Annotated in this window: 15 protein-coding genes; 10 read left to right on the forward strand and 5 right to left on the reverse strand. The window is 51.4% G+C overall.

The features are described from left to right. Positions 1-15 precede the first annotated feature (15 nt). The 4 genes from fruB (at position 16) to NNO03_RS12000 (ending at position 4,170) form a co-directional block, all read left to right on the forward strand. Complete coding sequence (fruB, locus tag NNO03_RS11985; RefSeq protein WP_271449613.1) at positions 16-1,146, forward strand: fused PTS fructose transporter subunit IIA/HPr protein; 1,131 nt, start codon at positions 16-18, stop codon at positions 1,144-1,146. Next, entirely contained in the window at positions 1,146-2,084 is a 939-nt protein-coding gene (gene fruK / locus NNO03_RS11990) for a 1-phosphofructokinase (RefSeq protein ID WP_003027446.1), read from the forward strand. The genes fruB and fruK overlap by 1 nt, the downstream gene beginning before the upstream one ends. A 16-nt stretch (positions 2,085-2,100) precedes the next feature. After that, complete coding sequence (fruA, locus tag NNO03_RS11995) at positions 2,101-3,789, forward strand: PTS fructose transporter subunit IIBC (RefSeq protein WP_137384078.1); 1,689 nt, start codon at positions 2,101-2,103, stop codon at positions 3,787-3,789. Positions 3,790-3,933: 144 nt separating this feature from the next. Next, entirely contained in the window at positions 3,934-4,170 is a 237-nt protein-coding gene (locus NNO03_RS12000; protein WP_271449614.1) for a YgdI/YgdR family lipoprotein, read from the forward strand. A gap of 68 nt (positions 4,171-4,238) precedes the next feature. On the opposite strand, the gene NNO03_RS12005 is transcribed toward NNO03_RS12000, so the two are convergent. Together NNO03_RS12005 and NNO03_RS12010 are read right to left on the reverse strand one after the other, a co-directional pair. Continuing rightward, the gene (locus NNO03_RS12005; RefSeq protein WP_271440072.1) at positions 4,239-5,537 is read right to left on the reverse strand and encodes an anaerobic C4-dicarboxylate transporter; all 1,299 of its coding nucleotides are present in this window, start codon (positions 5,535-5,537) and stop codon (positions 4,239-4,241) included. A gap of 76 nt (positions 5,538-5,613) precedes the next feature. Beyond that, positions 5,614-6,333, reverse strand: a complete 720-nt coding sequence (locus NNO03_RS12010) for an aspartate/glutamate racemase family protein (protein WP_271449615.1) — start codon at positions 6,331-6,333, stop codon at positions 5,614-5,616. A 352-nt stretch (positions 6,334-6,685) separates the two neighbouring features. Between NNO03_RS12010 and hypT the strand changes: the two genes are divergently transcribed. The 4 genes from hypT to NNO03_RS12030 all read left to right on the forward strand — a co-directional run bounded on the left by hypT (position 6,686) and on the right by NNO03_RS12030 (position 11,108). Further along, a complete protein-coding gene (gene hypT, locus NNO03_RS12015; protein WP_271449616.1) occupies positions 6,686-7,597 on the forward strand; it encodes a hypochlorite stress DNA-binding transcriptional regulator HypT in 912 nt (303 codons plus the stop codon). 300 nt (positions 7,598-7,897) lie between these two features. Further along, complete coding sequence (locus NNO03_RS12020; protein ID WP_271449617.1) at positions 7,898-8,839, forward strand: pseudouridine kinase; 942 nt, start codon at positions 7,898-7,900, stop codon at positions 8,837-8,839. Next, positions 8,827-9,762, forward strand: a complete 936-nt coding sequence (locus tag NNO03_RS12025) for a pseudouridine-5'-phosphate glycosidase (protein WP_048211160.1) — start codon at positions 8,827-8,829, stop codon at positions 9,760-9,762. Before NNO03_RS12020 ends, NNO03_RS12025 begins: the two co-directional genes overlap by 13 nt. A 95-nt stretch (positions 9,763-9,857) precedes the next feature. Continuing rightward, complete coding sequence (locus NNO03_RS12030) at positions 9,858-11,108, forward strand: NupC/NupG family nucleoside CNT transporter (protein ID WP_040230612.1); 1,251 nt, start codon at positions 9,858-9,860, stop codon at positions 11,106-11,108. 129 nt (positions 11,109-11,237) lie between these two features. Here the strand turns inward: NNO03_RS12030 and NNO03_RS12035 are convergent, their stop codons facing one another. From NNO03_RS12035 to NNO03_RS12045, 3 genes are all read right to left on the reverse strand, one after another. Next, positions 11,238-12,326, reverse strand: coding sequence for a sugar kinase (locus NNO03_RS12035; RefSeq protein WP_271449618.1), 1,089 nt, complete (start codon positions 12,324-12,326; stop codon positions 11,238-11,240). A 2-nt stretch (positions 12,327-12,328) separates the two neighbouring features. Beyond that, positions 12,329-13,186 (reverse strand): deoxyribonuclease IV, encoded by an 858-nt coding sequence (gene nfo / locus NNO03_RS12040; RefSeq protein ID WP_271440068.1) that lies wholly within the window; start codon positions 13,184-13,186, stop codon positions 12,329-12,331. A 259-nt stretch (positions 13,187-13,445) separates the two neighbouring features. Beyond that, positions 13,446-14,495 (reverse strand): YeiH family protein, encoded by a 1,050-nt coding sequence (locus NNO03_RS12045; protein ID WP_137383674.1) that lies wholly within the window; start codon positions 14,493-14,495, stop codon positions 13,446-13,448. Positions 14,496-14,628: 133 nt separating this feature from the next. Between NNO03_RS12045 and yieE the strand changes: the two genes are divergently transcribed. After that, complete coding sequence (yieE, locus tag NNO03_RS12050) at positions 14,629-15,510, forward strand: DNA-binding transcriptional regulator YeiE (RefSeq protein WP_048211165.1); 882 nt, start codon at positions 14,629-14,631, stop codon at positions 15,508-15,510. Positions 15,511-15,705: 195 nt separating this feature from the next. Continuing rightward, positions 15,706-17,175: a lysine-specific permease gene (lysP, locus tag NNO03_RS12055; RefSeq protein WP_137383673.1), complete on the forward strand. Its 1,470-nt coding sequence runs from the start codon at positions 15,706-15,708 to the stop codon at positions 17,173-17,175. The last annotated feature ends 124 nt before the right edge of the window (positions 17,176-17,299 follow it).

The raw sequence follows: 17,299 nt of genomic DNA on the forward strand, positions 1-17,299 counted from the left end.
CAGGAGAGGAGAATCATGTTCCAGTTATCTGTTCAGGATATTCACCCCGGCGAACAGGCCGGGAGCAAAGAAGAGGCTATTCGCCAGGTTGCCGCTGCCCTGGTGCAAGCGGGCAATGTTGCAGACGGCTATGTCAATGGCATGCTGGCGCGCGAACAACAAACATCGACGTTTCTCGGCAATGGTATTGCCATTCCTCACGGTACGACAGACACACGCGATCAGGTGCTGAAAACCGGGGTTCAGGTGTTTCAGTTTCCGCAGGGGGTGACGTGGGGCGAAGGTCAGGTTGCGTATGTGGCAATCGGCATTGCAGCCAGCTCAGATGAACACCTTGGGCTGCTGCGTCAGCTGACTCATGTATTGAGTGATGACTCGGTTGCGGAACAGTTGAAATCCGCCACCACGGCAGAAGAGTTGCGTGCATTGCTGATGGGTGAAAAGCAGAGCGAGCAACTGAAGCTTGATAACGAAACGCTGTCGTTGGACGTCGTCGCCAATTCGCTGGTGACGCTGCAGGCACTGAACGCCGCACGTCTGAAAGAAGCCGGTGCAGTAGATGCCACCTTTGTGGCCAGAGCGATTAACGAGCAACCAATGAATCTTGGTCAGGGCATCTGGCTGAATGATTGTGCTGAAGGCAATGTGCGCAGCGCCGTCGCGGTCAGTCGTGCGGCAAGCGCATTTGACGTGCAAGGCGAAGCTGCTGCGCTACTGGTTACTGTCGCGATGAATGATGACCAGCCCGTTGCGGTGCTGAAGCGTCTTGGCGATCTGTTGCTGAGCAATAAAGCTGACCGTTTGCTGAAGGCGGATGCAGCAACGGTACTGGCGCTGCTGACCAGTGATGATGCATTAACTGATGATGTGCTGAGTGCCGAGTTTGTAGTGCGTAATGAGCATGGTTTACACGCCCGTCCGGGCACCATGCTGGTGAATACGATTAAACAATTTAATAGTGAAATAACCGTGACGAATCTTGATGGAACCGGAAAACCGGCAAATGGACGCAGTTTGATGAAAGTGGTGGCATTGGGCGTGAAAAAAGGACACCACCTGCGCTTTACCGCACAGGGTGAAGATGCTGAACAGGCGCTGAAAGCCATTGGCGATGCCATCGCGGCAGGTCTTGGGGAGGGCGCATAATGAGCAGACGTGTTGCAACTATCACCCTGAACCCGGCTTACGATCTGGTCGGTTTTTGCCCGGAAATTGAACGCGGTGAAGTCAATCTGGTGAAAACGACCGGTCTGCATGCCGCGGGAAAAGGGATTAACGTCGCAAAAGTGCTTAAGGATCTGGGGATTGACGTGACGGTCGGCGGCTTTCTGGGTAAGGACAACCAGGATGGTTTTCAGCAATTGTTCAGTGAACTGGGCATCGCTAACCGTTTTCAAGTGGTGCAGGGGCGTACCCGTATTAACGTCAAGCTGACCGAAAAAGACGGTGAAGTTTCTGACTTCAACTTCTCCGGCTTTGAAGTCACGCCGGCTGACTGGGAACGCTTTGTGAATGACTCACTGAGCTGGCTGGGCCAGTTCGACATGGTGTGTGTTAGCGGCAGCTTGCCGACCGGCGTGAGCCCTGAAGCATTCACTGACTGGATGACGCGCCTGCGCAGTCAGTGTCCATGCATTATCTTTGATAGTAGTCGTGAAGCGCTGGTCGCCGGCCTGAAAGCGGCTCCGTGGCTGGTGAAACCAAACCGTCGTGAACTGGAAATCTGGGCTGGCCGTAAGCTGCCAGAAATGAAAGATGTTATCGATGCGGCACATGCTCTGCGTGAACAAGGCATTGCGCACGTGGTGATTTCACTTGGTGCGGAAGGCGCATTATGGGTTAACGCTTCGGGTGAATGGATTGCTAAACCACCGTCAGTTGAGGTGGTCAGCACTGTAGGTGCGGGTGATTCGATGGTTGGCGGTCTGATTTATGGCTTGCTGATGCGTGAATCCAGCGAACATACCCTGCGTCTGGCGACGGCAGTTGCCGCCCTGGCGGTAAGCCAAAGTAATGTTGGCATTACCGATCGTCCTCAGTTGGCCGCAATGATGGCGCGTGTCGACTTAAAACCGTTTAACTAACAGCAGGAGAGGCATAATGAAAACGCTGCTGATTATTGACGCTAATCTCGGCCAGGCTCGCGCCTATATGGCGAAAACCCTGCTTGGAGCGGCGGCACAGAAAGCGCATCTGGAGATCATCGATAATCCAAATGATGCAGAGCTGGCGATTGTCCTGGGCGATAAGCTGCCTGTCGACAGTTCCCTGAACGGCAAAAAGGTTTGGCTGGGTGATATCGGTCGTGCGGTTGCGCATCCCGAGCTTTTTCTCAGTGAAGCAAAAGGCCATGCGCAGCCATATACCGCGCCGGTTGTGGCCACGCCAGTGGCAAGCAATGGTCCAAAACGTGTGGTGGCAGTGACAGCTTGTCCAACAGGTGTCGCACATACGTTTATGGCTGCTGAAGCCATTGAAACCGAAGCGAAAAAACGCGGCTGGTGGGTGAAGGTGGAAACCCGTGGCTCTGTAGGGGCAGGTAATGCCATTACGCCGGAAGAGGTTGCCGAGGCTGATCTGGTGATTGTGGCGGCTGATATTGAGGTTGATCTGGCGAAATTTGCTGGAAAACCGATGTATCGCACGTCTACGGGGCTGGCGCTGAAGAAAACGAAGCAGGAACTGGATAAAGCGCTGGATGAAGCGACCCCGTACCAGCCTGCCGGGAAGAATCAGACTGCGGCCACCGAAGGAAAAAAAGAGGGCGCGGGCGCGTATCGTCACCTGCTGACCGGTGTGTCTTACATGCTGCCGATGGTGGTTGCGGGTGGTCTGTGTATTGCGCTGTCATTCGCCTTTGGTATTGAAGCATTCAAAGAGCAAGGTACGCTGGCAGCAGCACTGATGCAGATTGGTGGGGGCTCAGCCTTCGCACTGATGGTGCCCGTTCTGGCAGGTTATATTGCATTTTCAATCGCTGACCGTCCTGGTCTGACGCCGGGTCTTATCGGCGGTATGCTGGCGGTAAGCACCGGTTCTGGCTTTATCGGTGGGATTATCGCCGGTTTCCTTGCCGGTTATGTGGCGAAGCTCATCAGCACGAAGTTGAAACTCCCACAGAGTATGGAAGCGCTGAAACCGATTCTGATTATTCCGCTGCTTTCGAGCCTGGTCGTTGGTCTGGCAATGATTTACCTGATTGGTAAACCGGTTGCGGGCATTCTGGAAGGCCTGACTCACTGGCTGCAAACCATGGGGACGGCGAATGCGGTTCTGCTTGGCGCGATTCTTGGTGGCATGATGTGTACCGACATGGGCGGTCCAGTGAACAAAGCGGCCTACGCTTTTGGGGTGGGTCTGCTGAGTACGCAAACTTATGCACCGATGGCAGCCATTATGGCGGCAGGTATGGTGCCACCGTTGGCTCTGGGTCTGGCAACGCTGGTTGCGCGTCGTAAGTTCGACAAAGCACAACAAGAAGGTGGCAAAGCGGCACTGGTTCTGGGTTTGTGCTTTATCACCGAAGGGGCAATTCCGTTCGCGGCACGCGATCCGATGCGTGTTCTGCCATGCTGTATTGTCGGTGGCGCGGTGACGGGAGCAATCTCAATGGCTGTGGGGGCGAAGTTGATGGCGCCACACGGCGGACTGTTTGTACTGCTGATCCCTGGTGCCATTACCCCTGTACTTGGTTACCTGCTGGCGATTGTTGCTGGTACGCTGGTGGCAGGTCTCTCCTACGCGGTGCTGAAGCGCCCGGAAGTGGACGCCGTTGCGAAAGTAGCCTAACCCTTCTTTACTTCCCTGGGCAGAGATTTCTCTGCCCTTTTTATTCTTTGATCCCGACAGTTGCGGCACCGCCACAATAATCCATCCTGCCTTAACCAAATTCGATAAAGTGCCCTTAAATCAAACTCATCACGGAAATCGAATATGAAAAAAACGCGCATTTTTGCCTCTCTGTCACTCGCTACGCTGTTGCTTACAGGGTGCTCAACCATTTATGTGATGACAACAACATCAGGGACAACGATAGAGACGCAAGGAAAACCTGAGCAGGATTCCGGGACAGGATTGACAAAATATGCTGATACCTATGGCTATCAGCGCGTGATTAAAAGCAGCGAGGTGAAGCAAATAGATAAAGGTAAGACGGTATTGCTATGGTGAACCCGGTCAGGTAAGTCGCGAAGCATTCAGGGGGCGATATCGCTTTCGGCCCCCCAGAATAAAACGGGTCAGGCAATCATTGGCGCGATGATAAAACCAAAGGCAACGCCCGCGATGATCCCACCCAGTCCTGGTAACATAAACGGATGGTTTAAGACATACTTGCCCACGCGTGTTGTCCCGGTGGTGTCGAACTCCATTGCCGCCAGTGAAGTGGGGTATGTGGGGAGAACAAACACACCAGTCACTGCCACATAGGAAGCCAGAATGGCCCAGGTGGGTACGCCGAGCGCGACGGCAAGCGGGATAATCAGCGGCGTGGTGGCTCCCTGCGAATAGAGCAGCGCGCAGGTCCCAAACAGTACCAGAGCCAACAGCATCGGGTAGGCCTGTAGAATATTACCCGCGATGTCTTTAATTTCCGCTAAGTGCGCGTCAATGAATGTGGTTCCCAGTGTAACTATGCCGAGAATGACGGCCAGCGAACTCATCCCTGCTCGAAAAGTGGATGTCAGTACAATGGCATCTGTAGATGTTTTGCACAGCACGACCATCAGGCAAGCGGCAGATAACATGCAGATAATAATAATATCCCGCGTATTCATCGGACTACCGACGTCAAATCCCGGACGTAGCTGAGGGCAGGCGGCAAGGATGACGATGACGATGGTTGCCAGCATAAACAGAGCAACGGAAAGCACGGCACCCGGCGTCGTACTACTCTGGCTTTCATATTTACGGACCAGACCTTTTTGCAGGCGTTGCAGATACACTTCGTCATCCTGTAGCTCGCACCCCTGGCGTGAAGCGATGAATGCGGCCACCATGGCGGCAACGAACGAGGCGGGCAGGCATACCGCCATGACCTGTATAAAGCTGACGCCATTTCCTTCCATGATGGTCAGCATTGCAGCCATTGCAGCACTGATCGGTGAGCCGGATATTGCCACCTGAGAGGCGACGACGGACCCTGCGAGTGTGCGTGAGGGGCGGATACCCGACTCTTTCGCAACTTCGGCAATGACCGGTAGGGTAGAAAAGACAATAAATCCGGTCCCCGCCATAATGGTCATCGACCAGGTAATAATAGGCGCAATAATATTGATATATTTAGGGTTACGCCGCATAAAGTTCCCGGCAACACGTACCAGATAATCCATACCTCCGGCGGCCTGTAGCGCCGATGCTGCCACGACAACCGTCATAATAATAAGAATAACGTCCACGGGAGGCGAACCAATTTGCAGCCCAAATCCCAGCGTTAATATAGCCAGCCCCAGCCCGCCACATAAACCGATACCAATTCCGCCAAGGCGGATGCCAAAGAATATTGCCCCTAACACTACGATAATTTCCAGCCAAATCATAATGGCCTCCGCCAGAGAATAATTGGTTATTAAAATGGGTGTTTATTTAATGCAACAATTAGCCAGGTATAGATTTTCATTGCACCAAAAGGTGATTTTTACCAACGCGTTTCTCGTACCATTTAATACCGGCGCGAACCAACGAACCGGTTGAATCAATATATTTTTCAGGTGATGTTTTGACAGCCTCAGCAAGGATGACGGGGACTTCCGTACATCCCAGGACGATAACTTGTGCGCCACGAGAAAAGAGTGCTTGAGCCTGTTCATTCATCAGCATTTGTGCCCGCTTAGCATCATTGGCTTTTAAGCAATAGATGCTTTCCATCACTTTTTCCTGACTGGCAGAGTCAGGACTGATGCAGGTTAGCCCAAGCGATTCAATGCCTTTCTGATAGAGACCCATGTATAACGTGGCGTTGGTGGCGAGCAGTCCAATACGTGATTTTCCACAGTTCTTGACCTCGTTGATGGTCGTTTCAACGATACTGAGCAACTCTGTGTGACAGCACTCTTTTAATTCATTAAACCAAAAGTGGGCGGTATTACAGGGGATCACAATACACTCCGCGCCAGCATCTTCGAGTTTATGCATATAATCACGCATTGCCGGGAGTGGGGAATTACCATGATGCATTAATGCGTCAGTTCGGTCAGGAATGTCAGGGATAGATGAAATAATTAATGGGATATGTTCCTGGTCACGTTGTGCCGCGGTAAAGGTGACGAATTTATTAAAGAGATCGACGGTTGCCGCTGGCCCCATACCACCAAGTACGCCAATTAAACCTTTCACGATATATACCTCAATTCACCGATGATTAATATTCAGAGCTACGTTGTATCTGCTGGTTATGTTTAACAGCAGTGAGGCGTGAGGAGAAATGCAATAATGTTTTGTTCAATGCAAAAACCGCATGGATGTGGCTTCGTTTGTCATCTCAGCAGGCCGATATTCAGCCTGAGGTCCGACTATACGCGGCAGGCGAGCGGTCGTGGCCGAGGGGGAGGGAGGCATGGTAATGTTGAAAACGAAGGCTTGATGCAAAAAACGAATCACCAGGTGGCGATGATGAATTTCATCTCTGGAAATATTCAGGCATGATGCTTAAAGCCAATTGGCATATTTAAACATCCGCGTGACAGGCATGAAAAATATTGAGACAAAATGGTTATATGATTTCCTGACGCTGGAGGCGTGTCGTCATTTTTCCCAAGCGGCCGAGGAACGCAATATATCCCAACCGGCATTTAGCAGGCGGATCAAGGCGCTCGAATCAGCCGTGGGGGTACAGCTTTTTGATCGCACGACGAGCCCACTGCAACTCACGGAGGAGGGTAAGTTATTCCATTCACAAACCCGTAGTCTGCTGCAACAGCTGGAATGCAATCTGGATGAGCTAAGTGGGCACAATCTGCTTGGGGTACCCAATATCAAAATAGCGGCGGCACATTCTCTGTCGCTGACTATGTTGCCCCGATTAGTGCACTCAATGGCGGCCTGGGGGGAAGAGTTTGTTTATCACGTCGAGGCGATTGATGTGGTGCAAGCGGTGAATACCCTGCGTGAAGGGAAAAGTGATTTTATTATCTCCTTTCGGGATGAAGATTTAATGCAGTCACCTTTCTGCGGTTTGAAGGTTTTTGAGTCTGAGCTGTATCCCGTCTGTGCGACCGACGAGCAGGGGAAGGCGTTGTTTGATATCTATCAGCCGCAGGCGCCGATCCTGAACTATACCAGCACATCCTACATGGGAAGATTGGTAAACCGTCATCTGGCGGAAGTGGGGGGCATTTCTGCTCGTACTCTGTTTATGTCTTCGATGAGTGAGTTATTGAAAAATATGGCATTAGATGGGCATGGTATCGCCTGGCTACCGGCGTGGACTATCGTAAACGAACTGCGCGACAAGCGGCTGGTTTGTCTGCAGACGCCGGAACTGATGGTGCCTATTCAGGCCTATATTTACCGGATGGACACCCGCCTGAATAAAACGGCTGAGCACTTCTGGCGGATTTTGTACAACCACATGCCGGAGGATCTGGTTTCGCTCAGTTAATGCACGCAGTCCGCCTGGCGCATCTGAAAAACCTCCGGTTATCCGGAGGTTTTTTTCTGGCTTGTTCAATTTGTGTTCTGTCTCTCATTTTTTCGCGCCCTTGCAAACTGTATCTATAAAAAATTGTGATTCTGTTCATATCTATTTGTTTTAGATCTTGCGGATGGATTTACTTTACAAAAAACCTGGCTAACATGAACACGTGTTTGATAGTGAACATGTGCTCTAATAATCATTTTGGTGGTAATGGTTATTTCTGACGAACTCATTAGTGGTAATTATATTGCCAGGGGACGTGCTATGCGTGAAAAGGAATACATAGTAACCATTGGCTCGGCCAATATGGATGTCGCCGGGTATTCGCATGCTTCTCTGAATTATGCGGACTCGAATCCGGGAAAAATAAAATTTACGCCAGGCGGCGTGGGACGCAATATCGCTCATAATTTGGCGCTGCTGGGGAAAGATTCATGGTTACTGACTGCCGTTGGTAACGATTTCTATGGGCAATCACTGCTGGCGCAAACTAATCAATCTGGTGTTCATGTCGAAAAATGCCTGATTGTTGCTGGAGAAAATACATCAAGCTATTTGTCGCTGCTTGATAATACCGGTGAGATGCTGGTTGCCATTAATGATATGAGTATTACTGACCACATTTCAGCGGATTTTTTGTCGCAACATCGTGATTTTATTCGTGCAGCAAAAGTTATTGTTGCTGACTGTAATATCAGCGAAGACGCGCTGACATGGGTGTTGGAAAACGCGGGTGAGGTACCGGTGTTTGTTGACCCGGTATCGGCATGGAAGTGCGTTAAAATTCGCGAACAACTCGGCAAAATCCACACCTTAAAACCTAATCGACTTGAAGCTGAAACCCTGAGTGGTATTGCACTCTCCGGGCGAGAGGATGTTGGCAAAGTTGCCACGTGGTTTCATGAACGCGGCCTAAACCGTCTGGTGCTCAGCATGGGGGGGGACGGTGTTTATTATAGTGATATCTCAGGGAGTAGCGGCTGGTCGCTGCCCATTAAAACTCACGTCATTAATGTTACGGGGGCGGGTGATGCCATGATGGCAGGACTGGCATCCTGCTGGGTAGACGGTTTGCCCTTTATTGATTCGGTTCGATTTGCGCAGGGTTGCTCATCTATGGCGCTGGCCTGTGAATATACCAATAACCCTGATTTGTCTGTTGCGAATGTTAGCTCAATAGTGGAGAACACAGAATGTCTGAATTAACTCTTTCCTCTGAATTATTACAAATATCTCCAGAAGTTCAGGAAGCATTAAACAGTAAAAAACCTATTGTTGCACTTGAATCAACCATTATTTCCCATGGCATGCCATTTCCACAAAATGCGCAGACAGCAATTGAAGTAGAAGAAACTATTCGCAAACATGGTGCTGTGCCTGCAACCATTGCCATTATTGGCGGAGTAATGAAAGTTGGCTTGAGTAAAGACGAAATTGAGCTTTTAGGACGTGAAGGGCATAACGTTGCTAAAGTAAGTCGTCGAGATTTACCGTTTGTTGTCGCGGCGGGGAAAAATGGTGCGACTACCGTTGCCTCTACCATGATTATTGCCGCTATGGCGGGAATTAAAGTATTTGCAACCGGTGGTATCGGCGGTGTTCACCGTGGGGCTGAGCATACATTTGATATTTCAGCGGATCTGCAAGAACTGGCACATACCAATGTCACGGTTATTTGTGCAGGGGCAAAATCTATTCTCGATCTCGGATTAACAACCGAATATTTAGAAACCTTCGGTGTGCCGCTCATTGGTTATCAGACAACATCACTGCCAGCGTTTTTCTGCCGCACCAGCCCGTTTGACGTCAGTATTCGTCTGGACAGCGCAAAAGAAATTGCCCGTGCGATGGCGGTGAAATGGCAAACCGGCCTGAACGGCGGTCTGGTTGTCGCAAACCCAATCCCTGAACAGTTTGCAATGGCAGAGGAAAAAATTAACGCGGCAATCGATAGGGCAGTGAAGGAAGCTGAAGAGCAGGGCGTGGTGGGCAAAGATAGCACGCCGTTCCTTCTGGCACGGGTTGCGGAACTGACCGGAGGCGACAGTCTGAAATCTAACATTCAGTTGGTGTTCAACAACGCCGTACTGGCTTGCGAGATTGCGAAGGAATATCAACGCCTCGCCTGACCGAATTTACCGGGCAGAAAGTGGTCGCCCGTGAATATCAAACCTACCAAAACCTGGCGTTAGCGCCGGGTTTCCTGGCATGAAGGGATTTCATTATGGATATAATGAGAAGTGTTGTGGGTATGGTGGTATTACTGGCCATCGCGTTTCTGCTGTCAGTAAATAAAAAACGTATTAGCCTGCGTACCGTTGGCGCTGCGTTGGTTCTGCAAATCGCCATTGGCGGTATCATGTTGTATTTCCCTCCGGGGAAATGGCTGGTTGAACAGGCGGCACTCGGCGTCCACAAGGTCATGTCATATAGCGATGCAGGTAGTGCATTTATTTTTGGCTCGTTGGTCGGTCCTAAAATGGATGTGCTGTTTGACGGTGCCGGTTTTATCTTTGCCTTCCGGGTTCTCCCTGCCATCATTTTTGTTACCGCGCTGATAAGCCTGCTTTACTACATTGGCGTAATGGGACTGTTGATCCGTATTCTCGGTGGTATTTTCCAGAAAGCGCTGAACATCAGTAAAATCGAATCATTTGTTGCGGTGACGACGATTTTTCTCGGGCAAAACGAAATTCCGGCAATCGTGAAACCCTTTATTGATCGCCTGAATCGCAATGAGCTGTTTACTGCAATTTGTAGTGGGATGGCGTCTATTGCGGGTTCAATGATGATTGGTTACGCCGGAATGGGTGTTCCCATTGATTATTTGTTGGCGGCATCATTGATGGCAATTCCTGGCGGGATTTTGTTCGCGCGCATGTTGAGCCCCGCAACAGAAGAGTCTCGCGTTACCTTCGAGAATCTGTCGTTTACTGAGACACCACCGAAAAGCATCATCGAAGCGGCGGCGAGCGGGGCGATGACCGGGCTGAAGATTGCCGCAGGCGTTGCGACGGTGGTAATGGCATTTGTCGCTATTATTGCGTTAATTAACGGCATTATTGGTGGCGTTGGCGGCTGGTTTGGCTTCGGTCACGCGACCCTGGAAGGCATTTTTGGCTATATCCTGGCTCCGCTGGCGTGGATTATGGGGGTGGACTGGAGCGATGCAACGCTGGCGGGGAGCCTGATCGGGCAGAAGCTGGCGATTAATGAGTTTGTCGCTTATCTCAACTTCTCACCGTACCTGCAAACGGGTGGGACGTTGGATGTGAAGACCATTGCGATTATTTCGTTTGCCCTGTGTGGTTTTGCAAACTTTGGTTCGATTGGTGTCGTCGTCGGTGCGTTTTCAGCCATTGCGCCACAGCGCGCACCGGAAATCGCACAGCTTGGGATGAGAGCACTGGCTGCGGCAACGCTTTCTAACCTGATGAGCGCCACAATAGCCGGTTTCTTTATTGGTTTAGCATAGCCGGATGACGGCTAACGCCTTATCCAGCCTACGAGGAAGAGTTGTTGCTTGTAGGCCGGGTGGTGGCAGTTTGCGAGGAAGTGTCGTTGTTTGTAGGCCGGATAAGCGTAGCGCCATCCGGCATTACCTCTAAGCGGTTTTCAGCAAATACAGGGCATTATCGGCAGAGAGCGTCGGGTTGTTAATACTGACGCTGGCGCGTGATAATGCTGCACAGGCCATTGCAAACTGCGCGCTTTCGCGGAACGCACTGCCTTCCAGAAAGCTGTATAACAATCCCGCCATAAATGCGTCATCGGCACCGAAGCTGTCTATCACTGTATGCTTCGGCGGTGTCAGTAAAAATTGCTCTCCGTCCTTTTCGCTGCAAAAAACGGATTCGTCTTCCAGACATACAAAGATGCGTTTTACCCCCTGTTGATGGAGGTCGTTGACGGCCTGCACGCGGTCCCCATCCGACTGGACAGGCTTACCCCATAAAATGCCAAGCTCTTTCTGCGTGGGTTTGAGCGTATGAATACGTGTAAACCAGGTCTTCATTTTTGCTGCTTTGAACTCTGAAACGGTATCAATAAATACCGGAATGTCATCAGCAATAGTAAATACCCACTCGATGGCTTCAGCCGTCAGGTTGCAATCTGCCAGCACGACGCCGGAATGGCGGATAAGATCCCGTGAACCGTTCAGCAACTGCGGCGTTAGCTGTTGCAGAATGTGGGTATCGTTAATCGCCAGTACGGTCTCTTCCTGCTGATTCGCGATCGACAAATAGGTGGAGGTGTTATGTCCATGCAGACGAATACAATTGGAAACGTTAACACCGGCCTGACGGGTCTGTTCCAGCAGCGTTTCGCCATAGAAATCGCTGCCAACCGCGGAAATTAAATGCACGTCGCGGCCCAGTAGCGCCAGGTTGTGGGCGATGTTTCGTCCCACGCCGCCGGCAGAACAGTGGATGCTGCCGGGGTTAGATGCGGCTTGAGGATAGTGGATGTCAGCGACACCACGAATATCCATGTTTATTGCCCCGACGACGACGCAATAATCTTGTTCGGTAAGGATATAACCTTTACCTTTGATCATTCCTTTGCGCATCAAATCCATAATATGTGCGGCGACGCGCGAACGGCTGATCTGCAAAATATCGGCGATTTCATTTTGTTGTATCAGCGGATTGCGTCGCAGGATCTTAAGGATCTGCTTTTCCCTGTCGTTCATGATTATGCAACCGCCTTTTCAGTTTGCTGCGCTTTCAGCCATGCAATTTCTTCGGCCCAGATATCAGGGTTGATGGTTTCCAGTACCAGTGGGATGCCGTCAAAACGGCTGTCCTGCATGATCCAGCGGAATGCATCGTGACCGATATTGCCTTCCCCTAAGCTATGGTGGCGGTCAACGCGGCTGCCAAATGCGCTCTTGGCATCGTTCAGGTGCATACCGCGTAAATAGTTAAAGCCGACAATACGTTCAAATTCAGCGAATGTCTTTTCACACTCGTCAGCGGAACGCAAATCGTAACCGGCCGCGAAGGCGTGGCAGGTGTCGATGCAGACACCTACACGGGATTTATCCTCGACACCGTCGATGATTGCCGCCAGATGCTCGAACTTAAAACCCAGATTACTGCCTTGCCCGGCAGTGTTTTCAATGACTGCCGTCACGCCCTGAGTCTGAGCAAGGACAATGTTGATTGATTCCGCAATACGCGCCAGGCATTCATCTTCCGGGATCTGCATTAAGTGGCTGCCCGGGTGAAAGTTAAGCAGGGATAAACCAAGCTGCTCGCAGCGCTGCATTTCATCAAGAAAAGCATCGCGTGATTTTTCCAGCGCCTCGCTGACGGGATGGCCGAGGTTAATCAGGTAGCTATCATGTGGCAGGATTTGTGCGGAGGAAAAGTGATATTTCTCGCAGGCTGACTTGAAGTCATCAATGACTTCAGTGGTCAATGGTGCGGCGCGCCACTGGCGCTGATTTTTGGTGAACAGGGCGAATGCGGTCGCTTCGATTTCTGCAGCTCGAATAGCAGCGTTAGCCAGACCGCCAGCGGCACTTACGTGCGCTCCGATGTATTTCATAATAATTCCCTAAACAGTTCGAGTTGCAGGAAGGTGGCAAGAGAGAGACAAATTCGTCAGGAACGAATTTGACCAGCCAAAGGCTGGCCTCTGGTGAGGGACATGGATGTCCCTCATTAATCCCCGGGAGCGTACTTCAGTACGTGACTGGGGCGAACGAGCGCAGCCAACGCGCCTACAACTTGAAATATGACGGGAAAAACCCGCCATACTCAAAAGGGAAGAGTATAGCGGGTTAATGGAGGTGAGTCGTGATCGATTATGCCATCAGCGCGTGGATGGCAACGTTAATCGCGCCACCGCCCACAATCAGCCAGACAAACAGCACCAGTGCCATCAGCAGAGGTTTTGCACCGGCTTTTTTCAGTGCACTCACGTGAGTGGTTAACCCCAGAGCTGCCATCGCCATAGCCAGCAACACGGTGTCCAGCGTAACCAGCATGTTCACCACTGACTGTGGCAGCAGGTGGAACGAGTTAAAAATCGCGACCACAATAAACAGGATGGCAAACCACGGAATAGTGATTTTACTTTTCTCTCCGCCGGTCGCCGGAGACAGTTGTTTAACACGTGCTGCCAGGATGATGAGGAACGGAGCCAGCATCATGACGCGCAGCATTTTAGCAATGACGGCTGCGTTTTCAGCTTCCGGGGTGATTGCATGCCCGGCAGCAACAACCTGTGCAACTTCATGCATCGTGGAGCCAATATAAATCCCGTAGGTTTCCGGGCTAAACCAGTGCGCCAGTAGCGGATACATTGCCGGGTACAGGAAGATAGCAATGGTCCCGAAGATAACCACGGTAGCAACGGCGACCGTTACCTTACTGGCTTCTGCTTTCACCACCGGCTCAGTGGCTAATACCGCGGCGGCACCACAAATGCTGCTCCCCGCACCAATCAACCAACTGGTGTGTTTGTCCAGACCAAATACTTTCTGTCCGAGGAAACAGGCCAGCATAAAGGTGCTGCTGAGCGTCAGGACATCAATGACGATACCGCTGACACCAACGTCGGCTATTTGGGCGAAGGTGAGGCGGAAACCATACAGGATGATCCCCAGACGCAGTAAATGTTGCTTGGCAAACAGCACGCCACCGTCACAGCTTTTCCAGATTTGTGGATACACGGTGTTGCCGATAACCATCCCGAATAAGATGGCTAAGGTGAGGGCGCTGAACCCGGCACCTGCGACGGCGGGAATGGAACCTCCCCATAAGGCGGCCCCGGTGATAACTGCACTCAGGGCAAGCCCCGGAATAAAATGCCACACTGTACGACGATGATTCTGTAGGGCGAGTTCAGTCATAACCCCTCCTGAACAATTTGAATGATTTCTTGGCAAAAATTGTAAGGTGAAGTGGCTTAAAAATAAAATTGATTATATATTTATAATTAATCTTTATAAGTGGTAAGCACGGGCTACCCGGTGGAAAACGACTATGCATATCACCCTGCGACAACTTGAAGTGTTTGCTGAGGTACTGAAAAGCGGCTCGACGACTCAGGCATCTGTCATGTTGTCATTGTCGCAGTCAGCGGTGAGTGCTGCGCTTACCGATTTAGAAGGGCAACTTGGCGTGCAACTGTTTGACCGCGTGGGCAAGCGGCTGGTCGTCAATGAGCACGGGCGCTTACTCTATCCGCGTGCGTTGGCCTTGCTCGAGCAAACGACAGAAATCGAACAGCTTTTTCGTGAAGATAACGGCGCGATTCGCGTCTATGCCAGTAGCACCATCGGCAACTATATTTTACCTGCCATGATTGCAGGTTACCGGCGTGATTTCCCCGACTTGCCGTTGGAACTCAGCGTGGGCAACAGCCAGGATGTTATCAATGCTGTGCTGGATTTTCGGGTCGACATCGGGCTTATCGAAGGGCCATGTCACAGTACGGAGATCATCTCTGAACCGTGGCTGGAAGATGAACTGGTGGTATTTGCTGCGCCGTCATCGCCGCTAACCACGGGTCCCGTGACGCTGGAGCAACTTGCGGCTTCGCCCTGGATCCTGCGCGAACGTGGGTCCGGTACTCGCGAGCTGGTGGATTATCTGTTGCTGTCTCATCTACCGAGATTTCAGATGGCAATGGAGTTGGGTAACTCTGAGGCCATTAAACATGCTGTTCGCCATGGACTGGGGATCAGCTGCTTGTCACGTCGGGTTATTGCAGAACAACTGCAGGCAGGAACGTTAAGCGAAGTTCCTGTGCCGTTGCCGCGTCTGGTCCGCACGCTTTGGCGCGTCCATCATCGCCAAAAACATCTTTCAAACTCGCTGCTGCGTTTTTTACGTTATAGCGACCAGGTAGAGCAGGTTGAATAAGACGCTGATGCGTCGCACCTGCAATGAACACCTCATCTTCAACTGAGGGCAATCGTCATACGTTGCCCAGTTTCTGCTTTACTTATAATCCGCGGCCAGTCATGAAGGTCTCTTATAACTGCGCATTTGTGCCGGAAGAATGCCATTTCGTCTGCTACAATCGCGCCTCATTTTTTGGATGGATAGCATTTTCACATGGTTTCCGAAACTAAAACCACAGAAGCGCCCACGCTACGCCGTGAACTGAAGGCGCGTCACCTGACGATGATCGCCATTGGTGGTTCCATCGGCACGGGTCTTTTCGTTGCATCTGGTGCAACCATTTCTGCGGCGGGTCCTGGCGGCGCGCTGTTTTCCTATATTCTGATTGGCCTGATGGTGTACTTCCTGATGACCAGTCTTGGTGAGCTGGCAGCCTATATGCCGGTTTCCGGTTCGTTCTCTACCTACGGTCAGAACTATGTAGAAGAAGGCTTTGGCTTCGCGCTCGGCTGGAACTACTGGTACAACTGGGCGGTAACTATCGCCGTGGACCTGGTGGCCGCACAATTGGTCATGAGCTGGTGGTTCCCGGATACGCCAGGCTGGATCTGGAGTGCGCTGTTCCTTGGCGTTATCTTCCTGCTGAACTACATTTCGGTACGTGGATTTGGCGAAGCAGAGTATTGGTTCTCACTGATCAAAGTTACCACCGTGATTATCTTCATCGTGGTTGGCGTGATGATGATTATCGGTATCTTCAAAGGTGCTCAACCGGTGGGTTGGAGTAACTGGACGACAGGTGATGCACCCTTTGCTGGTGGTTTTGCCGCCATGATTGGTGTGGCGATGATCGTCGGCTTCTCCTTCCAGGGGACCGAGTTGATTGGTATCGCCGCGGGCGAATCTGAAGATCCAGAGAAGAACATTCCGCGCGCGGTGCGCCAGGTATTCTGGCGAATCCTGCTGTTTTATGTGTTCGCGATTTTGATTATCAGCCTGATTATCCCGTATACCGATCCGAGCCTGCTGCGCAATGATGTAAAAGATATCAGCGTCAGCCCGTTCACGCTGGTATTCCAGCACGCGGGTCTGCTGTCTGCGGCGGCGGTGATGAACGCCGTTATCCTGACGGCGGTGCTGTCGGCGGGTAACTCCGGCATGTATGCATCAACACGTATGCTCTACACCCTGGCATGTGACGGTAAAGCGCCGCGTATTTTCTCTAAACTGTCTCGTGGCGGTGTACCGCGTAACGCGCTGTATGCAACGACTGTCGTGGCAGGTCTGTGCTTCCTGACATCCATGTTTGGTAACCAGACTGTGTACCTGTGGCTGTTGAACACCTCCGGGATGACGGGCTTTATCGCCTGGCTGGGAATTGCAATTAGCCACTATCGTTTCCGTCGTGGTTATGTGTTACAGGGCCATGATATTAAGGATCTGCCGTATCGTTCTGGCTTCTTCCCTCTGGGGCCGATTTTTGCCTTTGTTCTGTGCCTGATAATCACCCTGGGTCAAAACTACGAAGCGTTCCTGAAAGATACCATTGACTGGGGAGGCGTAATGGCAACCTACATTGGTATCCCGCTGTTCCTGATCATCTGGTTTGGCTATAAGCTGACCAAAGGAACCCGTTTCGTTCGTTACAGCGAAATGCACTTTCCGAAACGTGTGAAGAAGTAATCTTGTACCTGATGGTACCGCGCTTATCCGACCTACGTAAGATAGTGTAGGTCGGGTAAGGCCTCCGTGCTGCCATCCGGCAGACAATAACCCTCCCCCGGCACTCACCCTGTTCAGTTAACAT

The organism is Citrobacter sp. Igbk 16, from assembly GCF_028069755.1.
Classification (GTDB): Bacteria; Pseudomonadota; Gammaproteobacteria; order Enterobacterales; family Enterobacteriaceae; genus Citrobacter.

Excerpts from the sequence above, each read along its gene's own strand:
- fruB (WP_271449613.1), top strand. The coding sequence starts at position 16 with ATGTTCCAGTTATCTGTTCAGGATATTCACCCCGGCGAACAGGCCGGG.
- fruK (WP_003027446.1), top strand. The coding sequence starts at position 1,146 with ATGAGCAGACGTGTTGCAACTATCACCCTGAACCCGGCTTACGATCTG.
- fruA (WP_137384078.1), top strand. The coding sequence starts at position 2,101 with ATGAAAACGCTGCTGATTATTGACGCTAATCTCGGCCAGGCTCGCGCC.
- NNO03_RS12000 (WP_271449614.1), top strand. The coding sequence starts at position 3,934 with ATGAAAAAAACGCGCATTTTTGCCTCTCTGTCACTCGCTACGCTGTTG.
- NNO03_RS12005 (WP_271440072.1), bottom strand. The coding sequence starts at position 5,537 with ATGATTTGGCTGGAAATTATCGTAGTGTTAGGGGCAATATTCTTTGGC.
- hypT (WP_271449616.1), top strand. The coding sequence starts at position 6,686 with ATGAAAAATATTGAGACAAAATGGTTATATGATTTCCTGACGCTGGAG.
- NNO03_RS12020 (WP_271449617.1), top strand. The coding sequence starts at position 7,898 with ATGCGTGAAAAGGAATACATAGTAACCATTGGCTCGGCCAATATGGAT.
- NNO03_RS12025 (WP_048211160.1), top strand. The coding sequence starts at position 8,827 with ATGTCTGAATTAACTCTTTCCTCTGAATTATTACAAATATCTCCAGAA.
- NNO03_RS12030 (WP_040230612.1), top strand. The coding sequence starts at position 9,858 with ATGGATATAATGAGAAGTGTTGTGGGTATGGTGGTATTACTGGCCATC.
- NNO03_RS12035 (WP_271449618.1), bottom strand. The coding sequence starts at position 12,326 with ATGAACGACAGGGAAAAGCAGATCCTTAAGATCCTGCGACGCAATCCG.
- nfo (WP_271440068.1), bottom strand. The coding sequence starts at position 13,186 with ATGAAATACATCGGAGCGCACGTAAGTGCCGCTGGCGGTCTGGCTAAC.
- NNO03_RS12045 (WP_137383674.1), bottom strand. The coding sequence starts at position 14,495 with ATGACTGAACTCGCCCTACAGAATCATCGTCGTACAGTGTGGCATTTT.
- yieE (WP_048211165.1), top strand. The coding sequence starts at position 14,629 with ATGCATATCACCCTGCGACAACTTGAAGTGTTTGCTGAGGTACTGAAA.
- lysP (WP_137383673.1), top strand. The coding sequence starts at position 15,706 with ATGGTTTCCGAAACTAAAACCACAGAAGCGCCCACGCTACGCCGTGAA.